The following is a 20971-nucleotide window of genomic DNA, read 5'->3' as shown; positions in this document are numbered from 1 at the left end:
CATCAAAAGTGAGCTATTTTTATTTCAATAAATAAGGAAGTACTATGCCAACACTTATACAAATCACTCAATCCATCATGCAAGATCCCGATAATCGATCGTTCACCGAAAAAGGCATTGAACCGCTTTTTGCTGCACCAACGACAGCTCGTATTAATATCGTCGGACAAGCCCCAGGAATTAAAGCTCAAGAAAGTCGTTTATATTGGAATGATAAAAGCGGTGATCGCCTACGTGAATGGCTGGGTGTGGATCGTGATACCTTTTACCATTCAGGTATGTTTGCTGTCATTCCGATGGATTTTTATTACCCAGGCAAAGGAAAATCGGGTGATTTACCACCACGCAAAGATTTTGCGGAAAAATGGCATCCAGCAATTCTCGCTAATTTACCAAATATCGAGCTGACGATTCTCATTGGACAATATGCACAAAAATACTATTTGCCAGAAAATAACCTTAATGTAACCGAGACTGTTTACCATTTCCGTGATTTTCTCCCTCACTTTCTCCCGCTCGTTCACCCTTCTCCACGCAACCAAATTTGGCTCAAGAAAAATCCATGGTTTGAACAAGAGATAGTTCCAACATTACAAAAACAAGTGAAAGCGATTTTATCTCGTTAATTTATCTCACTAAATTGATATTTAATTATGAAGTGCGGTCAAAAAGCATCCAGTTTTGACTGCACTTTCTTTTATTATAATCAATTTTTAGTATGCATTATTTCCTGACTGAGGCCTGTTATGCTAAAATCGCCGGCCTTAAAAATATAGGAAAAAATATGCAAGTAATATCTGTCACAAACTCTCAACGAAAAGCATGGAATAAACAAACTATTATATTCCTTTCTGATGTAGCTCTCTTTTTTATTCTACTCAATACACTTCCTTTTGCCCCTGCTGAGAATAAAGGATTATCTTTACTCGCATTTGTGGCCATTCTATGGCTCACCGAAGCAGTTAGTGTAACCATCACTGCATTATTCGTTCCAATTCTATCTGTTCTATTAGGATTAGCTGATAGTCGCGAAGCCCTCGTAGCCTTTGCAGATCCAACTATCTTTTTATTCTTCGGTGGTTTTGCACTTGCAACAGCATTAAATGTGCAAAAGATCGACCAAATGATCGCTAATAAAATCATGCAGTTAGCGCGGGGTCGGTTATCTGTTGCTGTACTCTATTTATTCGTCGCAACAGCATTTTTGTCCATGTGGATGAGCAATACCGCTACTGCTGCAATGATGATTCCACTTTCAATGACTATTTTAAGTCAGTTAGACCGTAATAAAGATCACAATACTTATGTATTCGTATTATTAGGCATTGCTTATAGTGCTACCATCGGTGGTATGGGAACCCTTGTAGGTAGCCCACCGAATGCCATTGCAGCATCTCAACTTCATCTAGGTTTTGCAGACTGGTTAATGTATGGCACTCCAGTCATGCTGATTTTATTCCCTGTAATTATTGGTTGGTTATACCTTGTTTTTAAACCCAAACTTGGCCTTCGTTTTGATGCGGAATTTGCCAAAATTCACATGACGAAAAAACGTATTTTAACCTTAACTATCTTTGTGACCGTGGCAATTCTTTGGATTTTTGGTGGTTACATCAATCCAATTCTTTCTCAATTATTAGGGCTACCAAAACCCATTGGCAGTTTTGACAGTATGGTTGCTCTATCGGCTGCAATCATCATTTGTGTAACTGGTATCACAAGCTGGAAAGAAGTACAAGACAATACGGAATGGGGAGTGTTATTCCTTTTTGGTGGCGGCTTAACCTTAAGTTCTGTGCTTACCCATTCTGGTGCAAGCAAAATCATGTCGGATGGTATCGTCTTCATCATTGAAGGCGGACACTACTATGTGATGGCATTAATTGTTGCAGCCTTTATTGTCTGCTTGACTGAATTTACGTCAAACACAGCAAGTGCGGCCTTACTTGTCCCAATCTTTATTTCCATCGCACAAGCACTGAATATGCCACCACTTGGCTTTGCGATGATTATCGGCCTAGGTGCATCTTGTGCCTTTATGATGCCGGTTGGTACACCACCGAATGCAATTGTGTACTCCACTGGTTTCGTTAAACAATCCGAAATGATCCGCGTGGGTAAATTTATTGATTTAACTTGTATGGTCATTATCGCAACCATTGCTTATCTATTCTGGATGTAGCCTTTAAATCAAACAAGTGCGGTTGAAAATCACGTAATTTTTAACCGCACTTTTTTATTTTCTTTACGCAAACGTTTGCGGTAAATAAAAATTAACGTATAATTCGCACAATTTTTTTACTTAGGGAAACCAAATGAATAACAACCTGCTTTATACGGTGGAAGGCAAACCACCTTTCGGATTGAGTTTACTCCTTGCGGCACAACATTTACTTGCTGCTCTTGGGGGAATTATTGCTGTACCATTGGTCATTGGTAACGTTTTAAAATTACCTACCGAAGACACCATTACGCTAGTAAATGCTGCACTCTTGATTTCTGGTGTAGTCACGGTTATCCAGTGTAAAGGCTTAGGACCTGTGGGCATTCGTTTACCAAGTGTGATGGGAACCAGTTTTACTTTCGTTGCCGCAGCACTTGCCATTGGTTTTAGTGAATATGGTATTGCCGGTATTTTAGGGGCTTCTCTTGTTGGTTCACTAGTGATGATTATCGGCAGTTTCTTTATGCCGTATATTCGTAAATTGTTCCCACCGATTGTGACTGGTACTGTCGTTATGATGATCGGTTTAAGCCTGATTCCTGTTGCTGTTGACTGGTTCGCGGGTGGTCAACGTGGTGATGCGAATTATGCTACGCCAGAAAACTTAATAATGGCGAGCTTTGTGTTGGTGATCGTGGTTGCGCTCGTTCAATGGGGAAAGGGTATTTTCTCCGCTGCTGCGATCGTTATTGGGATGATGACAGGTTATATTGTTTGTTTGGCGATGGGCTGGGTGAGCTTTGAAGGCGTAAAACAAGCGCAAACTTTCGCAATTCCACAACCACTACACTTTGGCTTAGCCTTCCCAATTTCAGGCATTATCGGCATGTCCATTGCGTATTTAGTCACAATCGTTGAATCAAGCGGTAACTTCTTAGCACTGGGTAATGCGACTCAAACAGAAATAACCGGTAAACATTTACGCGGTGGAGTTTTAGCCGACGGCTTAGGATCTGCCCTAGCTGCCATTATGTCCACCACACCATTCTCTTCATTCTCACAAAACATTGGTGTCATTTCACTAACGGGCGTGGCAAGCCGTCACGTGGTTGCGCTAACCGGTGTACTTCTAGCGCTAGCGGGCTTATTCCCTGTATTTGGTGCATTAATTGTATCAATTCCATTACCAGTATTAGGCGGTGCAGGCTTAATGATGTTCGCGATGATTATCGCTGCAGGTATCCAAATGTTGGATAAAGTGGCACGTAGCAAACGTAATGGTTTAATTATCGCGATTTCCATTGGCTGTGGCTTAGCCGTGACGACTCGTCCAGAATTGCTTGATAAATTACCCCACTTTTTCAAAGAAGTACTCGGTTCAGGCATTACCGTAGGCTCATTACTTGCCTTAATTCTTAATCTCGTGCTTCCTGAAGATAAAGTGGAAGAAACAAAAGAATAGATAGTAAATAAGGGCAGATTAACACTGCCCTTTTCTTTTCCTGTAAAACATTTCTAAAACTGACCGCACTTTGTTAAAATCATGCATCATTTTCCATTTATCAAGGAATAAAAATGGCAGATTTACCTTTTTTAGTTGAACTCAACGAACAAAACCTTACCGAAACGTTGCAACGTTCGGTGGAAACCCCGCTTGTCATTAACTTTTATGCACCAAGCCATAAAGAATCGGCTGATTTTGCCAATGTATTACAACGCGTAGCAGAACAACACCAAGGACAATTTATTCTCGGCTTAGTCAATTGTGAAACGGAGCAAATGATTGCTGCACAATTTCGTATTCAAGCGTTGCCTACAACTTATCTTTTTAAAGCGGCACAAGCATTAGATGCGTTTCCAGGTGCATTAGATGAAACCAGCTTATTACAACGTTTAAGCGCCATTTTGCCAAAAGAAGAAGATTTAAAATTCCAAAAAGCCTTGGATTTTTTACAAGTGGAAGATTACGACTCTGCCCTTCCATTACTGAAAGAAGCCTGGGAGCTTTCAGATAAGAAAAACAGCGATGTGGCATTACTTTATGCGGAAACCTATATTGCCATGAAGAAAACGGAGCCAGCGACGGATATTTTGGCACAAATTCCAATTCAGGATCGCGACAGCCGTTGGCATGGCTTACAAGCGCAGATTGAGCTTTTAATTAAAGCGGCTGATACACCAGAAATTCAGCAATTACAAGCAGATTATGCGAAAAATCCAACGCCTGAAATTGCGTTGAAATTGGCAGTTCAGCTACATCAAGCCAATCGAAACGAAGAAGCATTAGACTTATTATTTAGCATTCTTAAACAAGATCTTTCTGCAGAAAATGGTGAAGTGAAACAACAGTTTTTATCTATTTTATCAGCCATTGGCAATGCAGATCCTATCACCAATAAATATCGCCGATTGCTGTATTCATTGCTTTACTAATACGATCAACTATTTTTTTATGCATGAAGGCTTTATAATGAACGAATTCCAAAAGCCTCATGCTTTATTTTATAAACAAAGGATTCTTTATGTCAGACGTTAAACACAGCAAATTATTAATTTTAGGTTCAGGCCCTGCAGGCTATACCGCCGCTATTTATGCCGCACGTGCAAACTTAAAACCTGTTTTAGTGACCGGTCTTCAACAGGGCGGGCAACTTACCACTACTGATGAAATTGAAAACTGGCCGGGTGATTTTGAAATGACCACTGGTCCAGGTTTAATGCAACGTATGTTGCAACATGCCGAAAAATTTGAAACGGAAATCGTGTTTGATCATATCAATAAAGTCGATTTATCTTCTCGCCCATTCAAACTTTATGGTGATATGCAAACTTTCACATGTGATGCATTAATCATCGCAACAGGGGCATCAGCACGTTATATCGGATTAGAATCTGAAACCGCTTATAAAGGCCGTGGCGTTTCAGCTTGCGCAACCTGTGATGGTTTCTTCTATCGTAATAAACCAGTTGCCGTTGTCGGTGGCGGAAATACCGCCGTTGAAGAAGCACTTTACTTGGCTAATATTGCTTCTGAAGTACATTTAATCCACCGTCGCGATAGTTTCCGCGCAGAAAAAATCTTAATCGATCGCTTATACAAAAAAGTCGAAGAAGGCAAAATCGTGCTTCATACTGACCGCACTTTGAATGAAGTGTTAGGCGATAACATGGGCGTAACTGGTGTACGTTTAGAAAACGTGAAAACCGGCAAAAAAGAGGACATCAAATTAGACGGTTTATTTATTGCCATCGGTCATGCGCCAAACACTGAAATCTTCCAAGGTCAGCTTGAACTTAACAACGGTTATATCGTTGTTAAATCTGGTCTTGAAGGCAATGCAACAGCGACCTCTGTGCAAGGCGTATTTGCTGCGGGAGATGTGATGGATCACAACTATCGCCAAGCCATTACTTCAGCGGGTACCGGCTGTATGGCTGCATTAGATGCTGAACGTTATTTAGATGCACAAGAATAAATAAATTTCCTTATTTATTTTCCCCCTCTTTAGCCAAGAGGGGTTAAGGGAGATTTTAAAGAATCAATTTTGTATCAATAAACTCGCCCTTCAAGCTCCCTCTCAATAGAGAGGGAGAACTTTTTAAATACTAACTCTACAAATCTATGGACAAACTTCGCCAAAAATATTTACAAAAATGGCTTCGTGCGCAGCAACAACCTGTTAAAAAATTAATGCGCACCAATATTGCCCTTGCCACACTTTCTTCCTTAATTCTTGTGGCTCAAACCTATTTTCTTGCGACATTGCTCGACAAGCTGATTATGCAAAATGTCGATCGCACTGAACTGGCTCCATATTTTATTGCATTAATCATTACTTTTGCTTTGCGTGCGGTTATTTTATGGCTACGCGAAAAAATTGGCTTTAAAGCAGGTCGATTACTGCGCAACCATATGCGCCAAAAGATCTTAGACAAAATCCATCAAGTTGGTCCCGCAACCATCAATAACAAACCCGCCGGAAGCTGGGCAAGTATCATGCTTGAACAAGTGGAAAATCTGCATAACTTCTATGCGCGTTTCTTACCACAGCAAAGTTTGTCTGCCATTGTACCAATGGTGATTTTAATTGCCGTATTCCCGCTCAACTGGGCGGCAGGACTGATTTTGATGGTGACCGCACCACTTGTGCCAATTTTTATGATTCTGGTAGGGATTGCGGCAGCAGATAGCAGCCAAAAAAATATGGCGACCCTTTCTCGCTTAAGTGCACAATTCTTGGATCGCTTACGCGGTTTAGAAACCTTGCGTCTTTTCAATCGCACTTCAGAACAAACTCAACATATTGAAAATACAACGGAAGACTTCCGTGAAACAACCATGACTGTACTTAAAATGGCGTTTCTCTCTTCTGCTGTATTAGAGTTTTTCACCTCCATTTCCATTGCTTTAATGGCGGTGTATTTTGGTTTTAGCTATTTAGGCCAAGTCGAATTTGGCACTTATGGCACCACGCTGACCTTATTTACTGGCTTTTTCTGCTTAATTCTGGCACCAGAGTTTTATCAACCATTGCGTGATCTCGGGACTTATTATCACGATCGTGCAGCCGGTATTGGCGCCGCTGATGCCATTGTCGATTTCTTAGAAGCTGATTATTTAATTGCACATCAAGGCAATGAACAAATTCCAGTACAAAGTGCGGTCGAAATTCAGGCTGAAAATTTAGTAGCGCTTTCGCCACAAGGCCAACCATTAACGAAGCCTCTTTCATTCCATATTCCGAAAGAAAGCCATATTGCCCTTGTGGGCCAAAGTGGTGCAGGAAAAACCTCTTTAATCAATGTATTACTCGGTTTCTTACCTTATGAAGGCAGCTTAAAAATTAATGGTGTTGAACTGAATCAAAGCCGTTTAAGCGACTGGCGCAAACAAATTGCGTGGGTAGGTCAAAACCCATTACTACTACAAGGTAGCATCAAAGAAAATCTACTTTTAGGTGATATTCAAGCAACTGATGCTCAAATTGAGCAAGACTTGATTTCCGCTCAAGCGAAAGAATTTACCGATAAATTAGGCTTGGATAGCGAAATTAAAGATGGTGGGATAGGGGTATCCGTAGGCCAAGCGCAACGCTTAGCGATCGCTCGCGCTTTACTACGCAAAGGCAATTTATTATTACTCGATGAGCCAACGGCTAGCCTGGATGCTCAGTCTGAAAATCTGGTACTTGCTGCCCTTGCAGAAATGAGCCATAACCAAACGACCTTAATGATCACACACCGTATTGAAGATCTAAAACAATGTGACAATATTTTTGTGATGCAAGAAGGTGAAATTGTTCAACAAGGGCATTTCAACCAATTAAAAGATCAAGGCTTCTTTGCCGAATTATTGGCTCAACGAAAAGAGGATATTCAATAATGCGTGCTTTACTTCCCTTTTTACGTTTATTTAAATTCGCCAAGTTGCCTTTATTTTTAGGCTTGATTTTAATGATTACAGGCCTTGCATCTAGCATTGGCTTGCTGACCACATCGGGTTGGTTTTTAGCCGCAACAGCTATTGCTGGTCTTGGCACGTTATTTAATTTCTTCTATCCATCTGCTTCTGTGCGTGGGCTTGCTATTAGCCGCACTCTTTTCCGCTATTTTGAAAAGTTGGTGACGCACGATGCGACTTTCCGCATTTTGGCTAAATTACGGGTACAAGTTTTTGAGAAAATTATTCCATTAAGCCCTGCGGTGTTAAATCGCTACCGTAACAGCGATTTGCTAAACCGCTTAGTGTCTGATGTAGATACCCTTGATAGCCTTTATCTTCGCTTAATTGCGCCATTTATTACGGCTATTTTTGTGATTCTAGCTATGTGTATTGGCCTCAGTTTCGTCAATGCCACTTTAGCCTTAGGTCTAGGTGCGAGCCTGCTTTTATTAGTATTCGTCATTCCAACCGTTTTTTACCAACTGGGTAAAAAATTTGGTGATAAACTCGTGCATTCACGTGCACTTTACCGCACACAATTCTTAGAATTTATCCAAGCACAAGCTGAATTATTACTCTTTAATGCTGAAGATAAATTAAAAGATAACATGGCAAAAACCGAAGCTAACTGGCAAGCAGACCAGCAAAAAGAAGCTAATTTAAGCGGATTTTCAACCGCCCTTTCACTCTTTTTAAATGGTTTGATTATTGCCGCAATGTTGTGGTTTAGCTCACAAGCGGAGTTTGGTAACGATGAATATCGTATGGCGTTTATTGCGCTCTTCACTTTTGCCGCTTTAGGCTCATTTGAAATCTTAATGCCATTAGGTTCAGCATTCTTACATATCGGGCAAGTGATTGCGTCAGCTGAACGCGTGACAGATATTATCGAACAACAACCATTAGTAGCTTTTAATGGCAAAGCGGAGTTCGATCAAAACGCGACTACATTAATTGAAGCAGAAGATCTTTCTTTTACTTATCCTGAACGTCAAAATCGTGCTTTAGAAAACCTGAATTTAACCATTCAAAAAGGCCAAAAAGTTGCGATTCTAGGTAAAACAGGTAGCGGAAAATCCACGTTATTACAGCTTTTAGTGCGTAATTATGATGCTAATCAAGGAGATTTATTCCTTGCTGGCAAGCCAATTGCTGATTATGCAGAAGACACATTACGCAGCCAATTCTGCTTTTTAACACAACGTGTTCATGTATTTAGCGATACACTTCGTCAAAATCTGCAATTTGCAAGTGCGGTCAATATTTCAGATGAAAAAATGATCGAGGTGTTAAATCAAGTGGGTTTAGGAAAGTTGTTGGAACAAGAACAAGGTTTAGATATTTGGCTAGGTGATGGTGGTCGTCCACTTTCTGGTGGAGAACAACGTCGTTTGGGCTTAGCGCGTATTTTGCTTAATGATGCGCCAATTTTATTATTAGATGAGCCAACTGAAGGTTTAGATCGCGAAACTGAACGACAAATTCTGCGTTTAATTCTTGCCCATGCTGAAAATAAAACCTTAATTATGGTAACTCACCGCTTAACGGCGATTGAGCAATTTGATGAGCTTTGTGTGATTGATGAAGCGAAGCTAATTGAAAAAGGCACTTATTCAGAATTATTGCAATTAGAAAAAGGGTTCTTCAAACAATTAGTGGAGCGTGTGTAAAACAAGGAAGGATAAGTTGGGTGGAAATCTTCCCAGCTTATTCTCGGCACACAGAAATTCCGACTTTGGCTGCTTTCTTCCGAACCTGACCGAGTAAACCGGACACCGTTGCGAGAGACCGAGAAGATTTCCATTGATATCGCAATGCGATTAGGTGGGCTATTATGCAAGAATTGCCCCTGTATTGCAAAGGTTAATTTATCAATTCAGTGAATTTGACGAGAAAATCAACCGCACTTTTAAGGTAAAACCATGAACTATCTCCAATACTACCCTACCGATGTTGTAAATGGCGAAGGTACACGTTGTACCCTTTTCGTTAGCGGTTGTACGCATGGTTGCCGTGGTTGCTACAACCAAAAGAGTTGGTCTTTTGATAATGGCGTATTATTTGATGAAGCGATGGAACAACAAATCATCAATGATTTAAAAGATACGCGCATTAAACGTCAAGGGCTCACGCTTTCTGGTGGGGATCCGATGCATCCTCGTAATGTTGAAGCCCTACTTCCTTTTGTACAACGTGTAAAAAAAGAATGTCCAGATAAGGATATTTGGGTATGGACGGGATATAAACTGGATGAACTTGATGATTATCAACGTCAAATGTTGCCTTATATTGACGTGCTCATTGATGGAAAATTTATACAAGAACAGGCTGACCCAAGCTTGGTTTGGCGTGGTTCAGCCAATCAAGTGATTTATCGTTTTAAGGTTTAACCAAATAAGGTTAAGCTATTCTGCCAAGCCGTTTCTTTGATCACTTCAGCATTTTCACTTCTTAAACTACATAAAGCGTCAAAGGTGTGAACAATCCGCTCTGGTCGGTTAGGTTGCCCTTGAAAGCCAAATACGGGCATATCTGGTGTATCCGTTTCTAACACCAATGCCTCTAATGGTAACTTGGCAATCGCTTGACGCGTTTTATTCGCGCGTTCATAAGTAATTGTGCCGCCTACGCCAATTTTATAGCCTAAATCCACAAATCTTTTTGCTTGCTCATAACTTCCTGAAAAACCATGCACGACACCACATTTTGGCAAATTGGCTTGTTTTAAAAAGCGGAATAATTGCTCGTGGGATTTTCGACTATGTAAATTAACCGACAGATTGTACTTCTTCGCTAAATAAAGCTGGCTCTCCAAAAAGAGCTGTTGCTTTTGCCATAATTCATCCATCAATAACTCTGGAATCGCACACTCTAAACCAATTTCTGCTACGGCTGTACAATTTTGATCACGTACAGATAGCTCCGCATCCAATATCTCTAAATCATGCTCTTGATGTTCTTTGATATAAAGAGGGTGTAACCCAAGTCCACAATAAAGATGCTCAGAGAAAAGTGCGGTCATATTTTGGATTGTTTTAAAATCCGATTCTTTTACCGCCACAATCAAGATTTTCTGCACATCAGCTTGCTTAGCGTTCTCTACGAGCTGAGCTAATGGCTCTCCCGTGTCATGATGAAGATAATCGAGGTGGGTATGAGTATCGAAGAAAGGCATAACGTTATTTCACTTAAGAAAAAAGGTGTGTAGATTACGCATCCACACACCGAATTAATTATTCAACAGAAACGGATGTAATCACCACATCTTCGGTCGGAACATCTTGGTGGAAGCCTTTATTACCGGTTTTTACTTTTTTGATTTTATCAACCACATCCATGCCTTCAACCACTTCACCGAATACGGCATAGCCCCATTCTTGTACCACTTCACGGCCAAACATCTCTTTTGAACGGTAGTTTAAGAAGTCATTATCTGCCACGTTAATGAAGAATTGTGCCGTTGCAGAATGTGGATCAGAGGTACGCGCCATGGCGATTGTGCCACGTTTGTTACTTAAACGATTGTTAGCTTCATTTTGGATCGGTGCGTTTGTTGCTTTTTCACGCATTCCGCTTTCCATACCACCGCCTTGAATCATAAATCCATCAATAACACGATGAAAAATTGTGTTATTATAGAAACCGTTTTTACAATAGTTTAAAAAGTTTTCTGCAGTGATTGGCGCTTTATCAAAATCAAGTTTAATTTTAATATCGCCAAAATTTGTGTGTAATGTAACCATTTTGTTTTCCTCTTGAAAATTAAGGCATTCATTATTCCACAAATGGCGAGAAAGTGCCACAAGGAGCAGAAAAAGTACGGTCGTTTTCCAACTAGTTTTAAGAGAAAAAATATGTTAAAGATTTTTAATACCCTCACTCGTGAAAAAGAAGTGTTCAAACCTATCCATAAAGGAAAAGTGGGTATGTATGTGTGCGGCGTGACCGTTTACGATTTATGCCATATTGGCCATGGTCGTACCTTTGTATGTTTTGATGTGATTGCCCGCTATTTACGTTCTTTAGGTTACGATTTAACTTATGTGCGTAATATCACTGATGTGGACGATAAAATCATTAAACGTGCATTAGAAAACAAAGAAACCTGCGATCAACTTGTAGATCGCATGGTGCAAGAAATGTATAAAGATTTTGATGCGTTAAACGTACTACGTCCAGATTTTGAGCCTCGTGCGACGCATCATATCCCTGAAATTATTGAGATTGTGGAAAAACTGATTGCACGTGGTCATGCTTATGTTGCAGACAATGGTGATGTCATGTTTGACGTGGAAAGCTTTAAAGAATACGGCAAATTATCGCGCCAAGATCTTGACCAATTACAAGCCGGTGCACGTATTGAAATTAATGAAATCAAGAAAAATCCAATGGATTTCGTGCTTTGGAAAATGTCGAAAGAAAACGAACCAAGCTGGCCATCGCCATGGGGTGCTGGTCGTCCAGGTTGGCACATTGAATGTTCAGCGATGAACTGTAAACAACTTGGTGAACATTTTGATATTCACGGCGGTGGTTCTGATTTAATGTTCCCGCACCACGAAAATGAAATTGCGCAATCTTGCTGTGCTCATGGTGGTCAATATGTGAATTATTGGATCCATTCTGGCATGATCATGGTAGATAAAGAAAAAATGTCGAAATCCCTCGGCAACTTCTTCACTATTCGTGATGTATTAAACCACTACAATGCAGAAGCGGTGCGTTATTTCTTACTAACAGCACACTATCGCAGCCAGCTCAACTACAGTGAAGAAAACCTGAATTTAGCACAAGGTGCATTAGAACGTTTGTACACCGCTTTACGTGGCACCGATCAAAGTGCGGTTGCTTTTGGTGGTGAAAATTTTGTGGAAGCCTTCCGTGAGGCAATGGATGATGATTTCAATACACCGAATGCCCTTTCTGTCTTATTTGAAATGGCGCGTGAAATCAATAAATTGAAAACTGAAGATGCAGAAAAAGCCAATGGTCTTGCTGCTCGTTTACGTGAATTAGCGGGTATCTTAGGTTTACTTCAACAAGATCCAGAAAAATTCTTACAAGCTGGTTCTGACGATGATGAAGTCGCAAAAATTGAAGCGCTTATCAAACAACGAAACGAAGCCCGTGCCGCTAAAGATTGGACTGCAGCAGATGCGGCACGTAATGAACTTACGGCAATGGGTATCGTGTTAGAAGATGGCGCCAACGGCACGACGTGGCGTAAACAATAATCTCGCAATTTTTCACATCAATTTTCCATTTTTTCAAACTCAAGGTGTAGCTATTCCGCTCAACCTTCATTCAGGTAACTCAAAGTATGAGTCGCCTAGGTAACTGTTGGGATAATGCTCCAATGGAGCGTTGGTTCCGCAGCTTTAAATATGAATGGATGCAAGAGGGCGACTATATAACCTTGGGGCAAGCGATGGACGATGATTTCAATACGCCGAACGCTCTTTCTGTCTTATTTGAAATGGCTCGTGAAATCAATAAATTGAAAACTGAAGATACAGAAAAAGCCAATGGTCTTGCTGCTCGTTTACGTGAATTAGCGGGTATCTTAGGTTTACTTCAACAAGATCCAGAAAAATTCTTACAAGCGGGCTCTGACGATGATGAAGTCGCAAAAATTGAAGCGCTCATCAAACAACGCAACGAAGCGCGTGCTGCTAAAGATTGGGCTGCTGCAGATGCGGCTCGTAATGAACTCACTGCAATGGGAATTGTGTTAGAAGACGGCCCTAACGGCACGACGTGGCGTAAACAATAATCTCACTTTGATACAAAAACTGCGGTCAAATTGACCGCAGTTTTTCTTTTAAGAAGAAAGCATTACATTTTCGGTTTTTCCATTGTTTTTGCTTTTTTCTTCATTTCTTTTGCTTTCATTTCTTTTGTTTTCATATCATCAGATTTCATTCCTTCTGATTTCATATTATCCATTTTCATGTCGTGAGATTTCATATCATGAGATTTCATCATCCCATCAGATGCCATTTTGTCATTTTGCATTGGCATAGCGTCTTTTGTCATCGACATGGAATCTTTTGTCATCGGCATGGAATCTTTTGCCATCGACATTTCATTAGATTTCATATCGGTCGCATAAAGACTGGTTGCGAAGAAAAGTGCAGCAATAGCAGTAAAGGTTGTTTTTGAAGTAATATTTTTCATTTTGAATCTTCCTTAATTTGTGAATAATTAGCATTGGATGGAAAGGTTTCCCCTTTCATTATCATTAGACGAATGAGAAATCTATTTCTTACACTTTTTTCAAGGAAAAAATATGGAAACTGGAATTTCCAATAAAGACTTGGCTCAAATTAGAGAGCAAATGCTGAAATTTGCCACATTACAGGTGGGCGATTCTGTATTAGCTGAAGATTTGGTGCAAGAGAGTTTTTTAAGTGCATTTAACCATCTTGAGCAATTTAAACGACAAGCGGCATTTAAGACCTGGGTCTTTGCTATCTTAAAAAATAAAATCATTGATTTTCTTCGCCAGAAAGGCAAATTAGTGCTAGAAACCGAAATTGAAGATGAAGAACAAACTAATCATTTCTTTGATGAAGGGGGCCACTGGAAAGCTGAACATTCTCCACTCGATCTCGAACTGAGCGAAAGTGCGGTCTATTCTGAAGAATTCTGGCTGATTTTTGAAACTTGCTTAACTTGCCTGCCAGCCAAACAAGCCAAGATTTTTATGATGAGAGAGTTTTTGGAATTATCTTCCGAAGAAATTTGCCAAGAAAATCAACTAAGCATAAGTAACTTGCACACGACACTCTATCGTGCTCGCTTACAACTTCAAAACTGCTTATCTCATAAACTTTAAGGAGTGATTTTATGAAATGTCGCCAAGCGACTCGACTCATTTCAGATGCGCAAGAACGCTCATTAATGACTAAAGAAAAAATTGGGCTCAATTTGCATCTTGCCATCTGTACACATTGCCGTAAATTTCAACGAAATTGTGGCACATTGAGAAAATTAATGAAGGATTTCAAAGGATAAAAAAGCGGAAGAGAACTTCCGCTTATTACTCTATTACTTCGCCATTAATGCTGTTGCACGTGAAATCACTTCTTTGACTTCATCATCCGTCAATTTACCTTCTTTCACAAATTGCACCTTGCCGGTTTTATCAAGCAAAATAATCACGCTGTCTTTTTCACGTAATCCCCACGCATTTTTAACCGCACTTTTATCATCTAAAATCACTTGGCTATGGGCATTTTCTTTTTTGCCTTTTTCTGCGCTACTTTTCACAAACATACCCGTGCCCACAACGGCATCATCAGCATTAATAATGGTCGTGGTTTGATATTTGGCTTGGTTAAAATGAGCTGCTTTGATGGCTTCGATCATCGCTTGATTTTTCTCTTTTGCCGCACTTCTGCCTGCAATATGCTGAATCACACGGACTTTGCCAGGTAATGCCGTTGAGCTCCACGATTTATACGCTACATCATTGCCATTTAAAGTGATTTCGCCTTTATCCGAAACCGTTACATTGGCTAAAAGTTGATTAGGTTGAATATTGTGAGCGAATGTATTGGCTGAGATTAAACTCCCCATCACAGCGCTCAAAAGCATGATTTTTTTCATAAATACCTCATAAATTCCGTGAAATGCCCATTTTTTGGCGAATAGTCACTTTTTTGTTATACTCCGTGCGCATTATACTTTGCTTAAATCAGATAAAGAAGGAAAAAGAAATGGATCAAATGCCAGCTTGCCCAAAATGTAAAGGTGAATATGTTTATCACGATTCTGTGAATTTTGTTTGCCCTGATTGCGGTAATGAATGGAATGGTAACGAAGCAGTTGAAGCCGATGAAGATCAACTGATTGTTAAAGACAGCAACGGTAATTTATTAGCCGATGGTGATGATGTACTTTTGATTAAAGATTTGAAATTAAAAGGTTCATCTGAAGTGTTGAAGAAAGGCACGAAATTCAAAAATATCCGTTTAGTTAACGGAGATCACAATGTCGATTGTGGCAAAATCATGTTGAAATCAGAGTTCTTGAAAAAAGCTTAAGAATTCTCAATAAAAAGAGCGGTCGATTTTAACGTTGTTTTAAATCGACCGCTCTTTTTTTATTTTCGTTATACCTTCGCAGGCTTCACTATTTCACTTGGATAACAACCAAGCACTTTCAGATAATTACTGAATTGCTTAAGCTCTTCCAAGGCAATTTGGGTATCTGGATGATGAATATTTCCTTCAATCTCCAAATAAAACATTTCCTCCCAAGGCTTGCCATAAATAGGACGAGATTCAAGCTTGGTCATATTAATACCGTGCTTTTTAAACACAAGTAAAGCATCCACCAAAGAACCCGCTTGTTGCGATGTTGTCATCAACAATAAAGTTTTCGTGTGAATTTGCGGTGAAACTTCTCGAGCTTGTTTTGCCACTACAATAAAACGAGTAATATTGTTTTCTTGATTCGCAATATTATGTTTTAACACATGTAAGCCGTAAAGCTTGCCGCCATCTTCATTGCCCAGTGCCGCAATATTCGGTTTATTCAAGCTTGATACAAGCTGCATTGCATGAGAGCTACTTTCGCAAAACTCAATATGAACACGCTCAAGGCTTTGAATAAATTGACTACACTGCTGGATTACCTGTGGATGGCTATAAAGCGTATCAATTTTGCTTAAATCATCTTGCTCATTCACTAAAACACAGTGCTTGATAGGATAAGCCAACTCGCCCACCAAAGATAAAGTGGTATGTTGAAGCAAATCATAAACTTCATTAATTGCACCTGACGTAGTGTTTTCTAAAGGAAGTACGCCATAATCAGCTTCCCCAATTTCAACCTTTTCAAAAATTTGAGCAAAAGAATCGCAACTGATTTCAGCAAATTGTTGATGGTAGCGAGCCGCATAATTACGCGCAGCCAAATTAGAGTAAGAACCACGCTTGCCTAAAAAAGCGATATGTAACGTTTCTTCTCGTTGCTCATTGAGTTTTTTCTGCAAATACACTTGTTGTGTTAACACTGAATCTTCAATGATTTTTTGGAAGACTGATGTAATATACTGTGGTTCAAGCTGATAATTTTGACTTTCAGCAAATTGCACAAGCTCTTGTAAGAGCTGTTGTTCACGCTCTAAATCACGCAACGCTTTTTGCGTTACTTCTTTGCTTCTCACTACATCATATGCCAGACGATGACGCTCTGAAAGCAGCTTTAACAAGCTGCGATCAATTTGCGTAATTTGCTGACGAATTTCTGATAAATCTAATGCCATTTCATTCCTTATTTAAAGGTTACTTCATTGTGAGGGATGTATTTCTCCGCATTAATAGGTGAATTTTTCTCAAAAAATTCTTTTAAAACATCCGCATCAATAAAACCAGTATTAACAAAAGTTGGATTTTTGGTCATAACCGGATAACCATCTCCACCTGCAGCATTATAACTTGGTACAGAAATACGGTAAGTTTTATTTAAATCCAATGGTTTGCCTTGAATCTTCACATTTTCAACTTTCTTATCTGCACGATTCACTGTCATGCTGATACCTGAATATTGTGCATAAGCACCAGAATCCACTTCTTTCAATGCCACCACATTTAAATAATCCAATAATTCTTTACCGGTTAATTCAAAATAGCTCACAATGTTACCAAATGGATGGATTTTTAAAATGTCTTTATAAGTCACATCACCTTCTTGGATAGAATCACGAATACCACCTGAGTTCATGATACCAATGTCTGCTTTCGCTTTTTGACGTTGTGCTTCTGCAATTAAGTGACCAAGGTTAGTTTGTTCAAAACGAATAATGGTACGATCACCTTCTAACTTACCGTTTAATTTCCCCACTTTTTGGCTTAATAAAGCATCACCTTTATCTTGGTAAGATTTTAAAAGTTTTTCCATTTCTGGATCTTGTGGAATCTCTTCCGCATAGTTCACATATTCTGTTTTACCGTCTTCTTTTTTCACTTTTTTCTTCAAGTTCACTGGAATTAATTGATAATTCACTAATTTTAATTCACCATTTTTGAACTCAAAGTCAGCTCGACCAACGTATTTACCCCATTCAAATGCTTGCATAATCCAAGTACCATTTTGGAAATCTGGTTTACATGGCTGAGTTGGTTGATAATCTTTAATCCATACACCTTTGTCATCCACACAAATCGGATCATGGCTGTGGCCACCGATAATCATATCGAATGCGCCTTTATCTAAATTACGCGCAAGACTTACATCGCCTGGTGCATTTGACCCATGTTTCGCATCATAGTAATAGCCCATATGTGTTAAAGCGATTTTTACATCAGGCTTAACTTTTTCATTTAGCTCTTTTAATGTGGCTTTTGCTACTGTTGTTGGGTCTTCAAACTTCACATTGTGAAGATATTCTGGGTTACCTAATTTTGCGGTATCCTCTGTGGTTAAACCGACCACGGCAATTTTAAGATCTTGTTTATTTAAAATGGTATAAGGTTTAACTAAAGTTTTACCTGTTTTGGTGTTAATAACGTTTGCAGATAAGAATGGGAAGTTCGCCCATTTTTCTTGCATGTCAAGGATTTGTAATGGATTATCAAACTCGTGATTACCTAATACGGTTGCTTCATAGCCCATCGCATTCATTGCTTTAATGTCAGGTTCTGCTGTTTGCATATCTGACTCAGGTACACCAGTATTAAAATCACCTGCATTTAATAAAACGAGTGAGCCACCTTTTTGCTCGACTTCCGCTTTTACGCGATTAACAATTGTTTTGTGTGCAGGAAAGCCATATTCACCTTTAGCATTCGGCCAAAAATGTCCGTGCGTATCATTGGTGTGCAATATGGTAAATTGATAGGTTTTATCTTGTTCATATGCCATTGCCGCAGAAGTTGCTAGCACAAGAGGAAGCACGGTAAATAATTTTTTCATAATAAAAAACACCTCTATTTTTGACCGCTCTTTACCTTCGCAGAAAACAAAAATAACAGAGCAAGATGGGAAATAAAAAAGCTATACTCCCGAAAGAAGTATAGCTTTTCAACAAAACATTGTTAGATGAGTACCTGCGCAGGCGCAACATAACCTTGTGGAACTTGTTTCTTATCTTCAAAAGTAACAAATTCCCACGCGTCCTGATCGGCAAGTACAGCACGGAGTAGCTTGTTATTTAAACCGTGACCAGATTTATAAGCTTTGAAATCACCGATGATGTTATAGCCACACATATAAAGATCGCCAATCGCATCAAGCATTTTATGACGAACTAATTCATCTCTGAAGCGTAATCCGTCTTCATTTAAGATACGGTAATCATCTAATACGATGGCATTATCTAGGCTACCGCCTAATGCAAGACCTTGAGATTGAAGATACTCAATATCTTTCATGAAACCAAAGGTTCTTGCACGGCTAATTTGATGTACGAATGCTTGTGCTGAGAAATCCATCACGTAATTACGTACATTTTTACTAATCGCAGGATGATCAAAGTCGATTGTGAAATCTAAACGGAAACCATTATAAGGTTTGAATTCTGCCCATTTGTCACCGTCTTCTACTCGTACATTTTTCTTAATACGAATAAATTTCTTCGGTACATTTTGTTCTTCAATACCTGCGTCTAAAAGCAAGTAAATGAATGGGCTTGCACTACCGTCCATGATTGGAATTTCAGGTGCATCAACTTCGATAATGATATTATCTATACCTAAACCTGCTAATGCTGCGTTTAAGTGTTCTACGGTTGAAACACGCACACCTTGTTCATTCACAAGTGCAGTACAAAGCATTGTATCGCGCACTGAATCCGCATTCGCAGGGAAAGTCACCGGCGGATTAAGATCAGTACGGCAGTAAATCACGCCAGTATTCGGCATAGCCGGGCGCAACGTTAATGTTACTTTTTTACCGCTATGTAAGCCTACACCTGTGACTTTAATGCTTTGTTTTAATGTTCTTTGTTTAATCATCTCTTTTACCTTATTGCTTTACAACAAGATTACTTTTACTCTTATTTCTCATCACGACCAAATGATGCCGGATTGAAGAAATTAGGATTGTTTCTTAACTGTTCTAAACGGCTTGGATCAAGCGGTTTATTTAAGTTACCGTATTGCGAATTTTGTTCCTGTGCTGGTTCTGGTTGTGGATTATGTCTTAATGCATCTAAACCATGTAAACCAACTGGCGGTTGTGGTTGAATCGTTTCTTGCGCTACAGGTTGTTGAACTTGAGCTTGTTGCACTGTCGCTTGAGGACGAGCAATCACTACAGGCTCTGCTGAAACTACATCACCTAAACCTGTCGCAACGATCGTTACACGAATTTCATTGCTCATTTCAGGAACTAAACTAGTACCTACTACGATAGTGGCGTCTTCAGATGCAAAACTACCAACTGTATCACCTACCACGTTAAATTCGTCAAAGCCAAGATCCATGCCTGAGGTAATATTAACAAGGATACCTTTAGCATTAGACAGATCGACTTTTTCTAATAAATCATTTTTAATCGCAAGACGCGCTGCTTCTTCTGCTCGACCCGCACCTGGTTCACTTTGCGCTGAACCAAAACCAATCATGGCTTGGCCCATTTCAGACATAACGGTTCTTACGTCAGCAAAGTCCACGTTGATTAAACCTGGAGAGGTAATCATATCGGAGATGCCCATAACAGAGTTACGTAATACGTCATTTGCAGCAGCAAAAGCATCAATTAATGTTGCATTTTTCGGGAGAACTTTTTGAATTTGTTGGTTAGGAATGATGATCATTGAATCCACATATTGTGAAAGATCTTTAATCCCTAATTCAGCAAATTGCATACGTTTTTTGCCTTCAAAGCTAAATGGCTTAGTAACAACAGCAACAGTTAAAATGCCTAATTCTTTCGCTACTTTAGCAACGATTGGTGCTGCACCAGTACCTGTACCACCGCCCATACCGGCTGCGATAAAGACCATGTCTGCACCCTCAAGCATTTTACGGATTTCTTCTTGGTCATCTTCAGCCGCTTTACGACCTACATTTGGGTTTGCGCCTGCACCAAGACCTTTCGTTGTTGCCCCACCAATTTGTACAGTTTGTTGAACTTGGCTTTTGCGTAATGCTTGTGCATCGGTATTCACCGCATAGAATACGATCTTACCGTGTTCATCGCTATCAATTGCACTTTCGCCCAAGAAATTACCATTGAATTCTTGTTGCACCATGTTAGCAACCATGTGGTTAACTGCGTTACCGCCGCCTCCACCAACACCGACAACCTTAATCAGTGCACCTGTTTGCTCTTCAAAATCACCATACTCTGGGTATAACATTTGCTGTTCTCCGTTACTGCTAATACTCTGCTAGCATATTAATAAAATTTAA

At 39.7% G+C, this 20971-nt stretch carries 20 protein-coding genes, 1 other RNA gene and 1 pseudogene; 13 read left to right on the top strand and 9 right to left on the bottom strand.

The genetic code is table 11. The features are described from left to right. The first annotated feature begins 44 nt into the window (after nucleotides 1–44). The 7 genes from A9500_RS06530 to cydC all read left to right on the top strand — a co-directional run bounded on the left by A9500_RS06530 (nucleotide 45) and on the right by cydC (nucleotide 9277). On the top strand, nucleotides 45–626 hold the full coding sequence (locus tag A9500_RS06530) for a uracil-DNA glycosylase family protein (protein ID WP_065244325.1): 582 nt from the start codon (nucleotides 45–47) through the stop codon (nucleotides 624–626). Nucleotides 627–784: 158 nt separating this feature from the next. Further along, nucleotides 785–2182 carry a DASS family sodium-coupled anion symporter gene (locus A9500_RS06525; RefSeq protein ID WP_065244324.1) on the top strand — a complete coding sequence of 466 codons (1398 nt, stop codon included), beginning with the start codon at nucleotides 785–787 and terminating at the stop codon, nucleotides 2180–2182. A gap of 133 nt (nucleotides 2183–2315) precedes the next feature. Further along, complete coding sequence (locus A9500_RS06520) at nucleotides 2316–3626, top strand: nucleobase:cation symporter-2 family protein (RefSeq protein WP_065244323.1); 1311 nt, start codon at nucleotides 2316–2318, stop codon at nucleotides 3624–3626. Nucleotides 3627–3739: 113 nt separating this feature from the next. Continuing rightward, the gene (locus tag A9500_RS06515; RefSeq protein ID WP_065244322.1) at nucleotides 3740–4597 is read left to right on the top strand and encodes a co-chaperone YbbN; all 858 of its coding nucleotides are present in this window, start codon (nucleotides 3740–3742) and stop codon (nucleotides 4595–4597) included. 89 nt (nucleotides 4598–4686) lie between these two features. After that, nucleotides 4687–5640, top strand: a complete 954-nt coding sequence (gene trxB / locus A9500_RS06510) for a thioredoxin-disulfide reductase (protein WP_065244321.1) — start codon at nucleotides 4687–4689, stop codon at nucleotides 5638–5640. 146 nt (nucleotides 5641–5786) lie between these two features. Continuing rightward, nucleotides 5787–7547, top strand: a complete 1761-nt coding sequence (cydD, locus tag A9500_RS06505; protein WP_065244320.1) for a cysteine/glutathione ABC transporter permease/ATP-binding protein CydD — start codon at nucleotides 5787–5789, stop codon at nucleotides 7545–7547. Beyond that, nucleotides 7547–9277, top strand: a complete 1731-nt coding sequence (gene cydC / locus A9500_RS06500) for a cysteine/glutathione ABC transporter ATP-binding protein/permease CydC (protein WP_065244319.1) — start codon at nucleotides 7547–7549, stop codon at nucleotides 9275–9277. Before cydD ends, cydC begins: the two co-directional genes overlap by 1 nt. A gap of 26 nt (nucleotides 9278–9303) precedes the next feature. Here the strand turns inward: cydC and ffs are convergent. After that, nucleotides 9304–9402, bottom strand: an RNA gene (ffs, locus tag A9500_RS06495) — signal recognition particle sRNA small type. A 127-nt stretch (nucleotides 9403–9529) separates the two neighbouring features. On the opposite strand from ffs, the gene nrdG reads away from it, so the two are divergent. Then, complete coding sequence (nrdG, locus tag A9500_RS06490; protein WP_005696501.1) at nucleotides 9530–9997, top strand: anaerobic ribonucleoside-triphosphate reductase-activating protein; 468 nt, start codon at nucleotides 9530–9532, stop codon at nucleotides 9995–9997. On the opposite strand, the gene A9500_RS06485 is transcribed toward nrdG, so the two are convergent. Beyond that, nucleotides 9994–10782 carry a TatD family hydrolase gene (locus tag A9500_RS06485; RefSeq protein WP_065244318.1) on the bottom strand — a complete coding sequence of 263 codons (789 nt, stop codon included), beginning with the start codon at nucleotides 10780–10782 and terminating at the stop codon, nucleotides 9994–9996. The two genes, nrdG and A9500_RS06485, sit on opposite strands and share 4 nt — an antisense overlap. 58 nt (nucleotides 10783–10840) lie before the next feature. Continuing rightward, nucleotides 10841–11350 (bottom strand): peptidylprolyl isomerase, encoded by a 510-nt coding sequence (locus A9500_RS06480; protein ID WP_005699853.1) that lies wholly within the window; start codon nucleotides 11348–11350, stop codon nucleotides 10841–10843. Nucleotides 11351–11461: 111 nt separating this feature from the next. On the opposite strand from A9500_RS06480, the gene cysS reads away from it, so the two are divergent. Together cysS and A9500_RS06470 are read left to right on the top strand one after the other, a co-directional pair. Beyond that, on the top strand, nucleotides 11462–12841 hold the full coding sequence (cysS, locus tag A9500_RS06475; protein ID WP_065244317.1) for a cysteine--tRNA ligase: 1380 nt from the start codon (nucleotides 11462–11464) through the stop codon (nucleotides 12839–12841). A 71-nt stretch (nucleotides 12842–12912) separates the two neighbouring features. After that, nucleotides 12913–13380, top strand: a pseudogene (locus A9500_RS06470) (DALR domain-containing protein); the annotation flags it as partial. Between the two features lie 62 nt (nucleotides 13381–13442). On the opposite strand, the gene A9500_RS06465 reads toward A9500_RS06470, so the two are convergent. Continuing rightward, nucleotides 13443–13784, bottom strand: a complete 342-nt coding sequence (locus A9500_RS06465; protein ID WP_065244316.1) for a hypothetical protein — start codon at nucleotides 13782–13784, stop codon at nucleotides 13443–13445. A gap of 112 nt (nucleotides 13785–13896) precedes the next feature. Here A9500_RS06465 and A9500_RS06460 point away from each other — a divergent pair, with 112 nt between their 5' ends. Continuing rightward, on the top strand, nucleotides 13897–14445 hold the full coding sequence (locus A9500_RS06460) for a sigma-70 family RNA polymerase sigma factor (RefSeq protein ID WP_049366227.1): 549 nt from the start codon (nucleotides 13897–13899) through the stop codon (nucleotides 14443–14445). 11 nt (nucleotides 14446–14456) lie between these two features. Next, nucleotides 14457–14624 (top strand): zf-HC2 domain-containing protein, encoded by a 168-nt coding sequence (locus A9500_RS06455; protein WP_049366225.1) that lies wholly within the window; start codon nucleotides 14457–14459, stop codon nucleotides 14622–14624. 33 nt (nucleotides 14625–14657) lie between these two features. Here the strand turns inward: A9500_RS06455 and A9500_RS06450 are convergent, their stop codons facing one another. Beyond that, nucleotides 14658–15218: a YtfJ family protein gene (locus tag A9500_RS06450; protein WP_049366223.1), complete on the bottom strand. Its 561-nt coding sequence runs from the start codon at nucleotides 15216–15218 to the stop codon at nucleotides 14658–14660. A gap of 110 nt (nucleotides 15219–15328) precedes the next feature. On the opposite strand from A9500_RS06450, the gene A9500_RS06445 reads away from it, so the two are divergent. Then, the gene (locus tag A9500_RS06445) at nucleotides 15329–15655 is read left to right on the top strand and encodes a zinc ribbon domain-containing protein YjdM (RefSeq protein WP_049371882.1); all 327 of its coding nucleotides are present in this window, start codon (nucleotides 15329–15331) and stop codon (nucleotides 15653–15655) included. A 68-nt stretch (nucleotides 15656–15723) separates the two neighbouring features. Here the strand turns inward: A9500_RS06445 and pheA are convergent, their stop codons facing one another. The 4 genes from pheA to ftsZ all read right to left on the bottom strand — a co-directional run bounded on the left by pheA (nucleotide 15724) and on the right by ftsZ (nucleotide 20919). Continuing rightward, complete coding sequence (gene pheA, locus A9500_RS06440) at nucleotides 15724–16881, bottom strand: prephenate dehydratase (RefSeq protein ID WP_065244315.1); 1158 nt, start codon at nucleotides 16879–16881, stop codon at nucleotides 15724–15726. An 8-nt stretch (nucleotides 16882–16889) separates the two neighbouring features. Beyond that, on the bottom strand, nucleotides 16890–18530 hold the full coding sequence (ushA, locus tag A9500_RS06435) for a bifunctional UDP-sugar hydrolase/5'-nucleotidase UshA (RefSeq protein WP_065244314.1): 1641 nt from the start codon (nucleotides 18528–18530) through the stop codon (nucleotides 16890–16892). A gap of 122 nt (nucleotides 18531–18652) precedes the next feature. Further along, nucleotides 18653–19570, bottom strand: coding sequence for a UDP-3-O-acyl-N-acetylglucosamine deacetylase (lpxC, locus tag A9500_RS06430; protein WP_065244313.1), 918 nt, complete (start codon nucleotides 19568–19570; stop codon nucleotides 18653–18655). A gap of 41 nt (nucleotides 19571–19611) precedes the next feature. Next, nucleotides 19612–20919 (bottom strand): cell division protein FtsZ, encoded by a 1308-nt coding sequence (gene ftsZ, locus A9500_RS06425; protein WP_014065037.1) that lies wholly within the window; start codon nucleotides 20917–20919, stop codon nucleotides 19612–19614. Nucleotides 20920–20971 lie beyond the last annotated feature (52 nt).

The organism is Haemophilus sp. CCUG 60358 (assembly GCF_001679485.1).
Lineage (GTDB): Bacteria > Pseudomonadota > Gammaproteobacteria > Enterobacterales > Pasteurellaceae > Haemophilus_D.
Note: the sequence above shows the minus strand (reverse complement) of the source record. Positions and strands in the feature narration are given on the sequence as shown.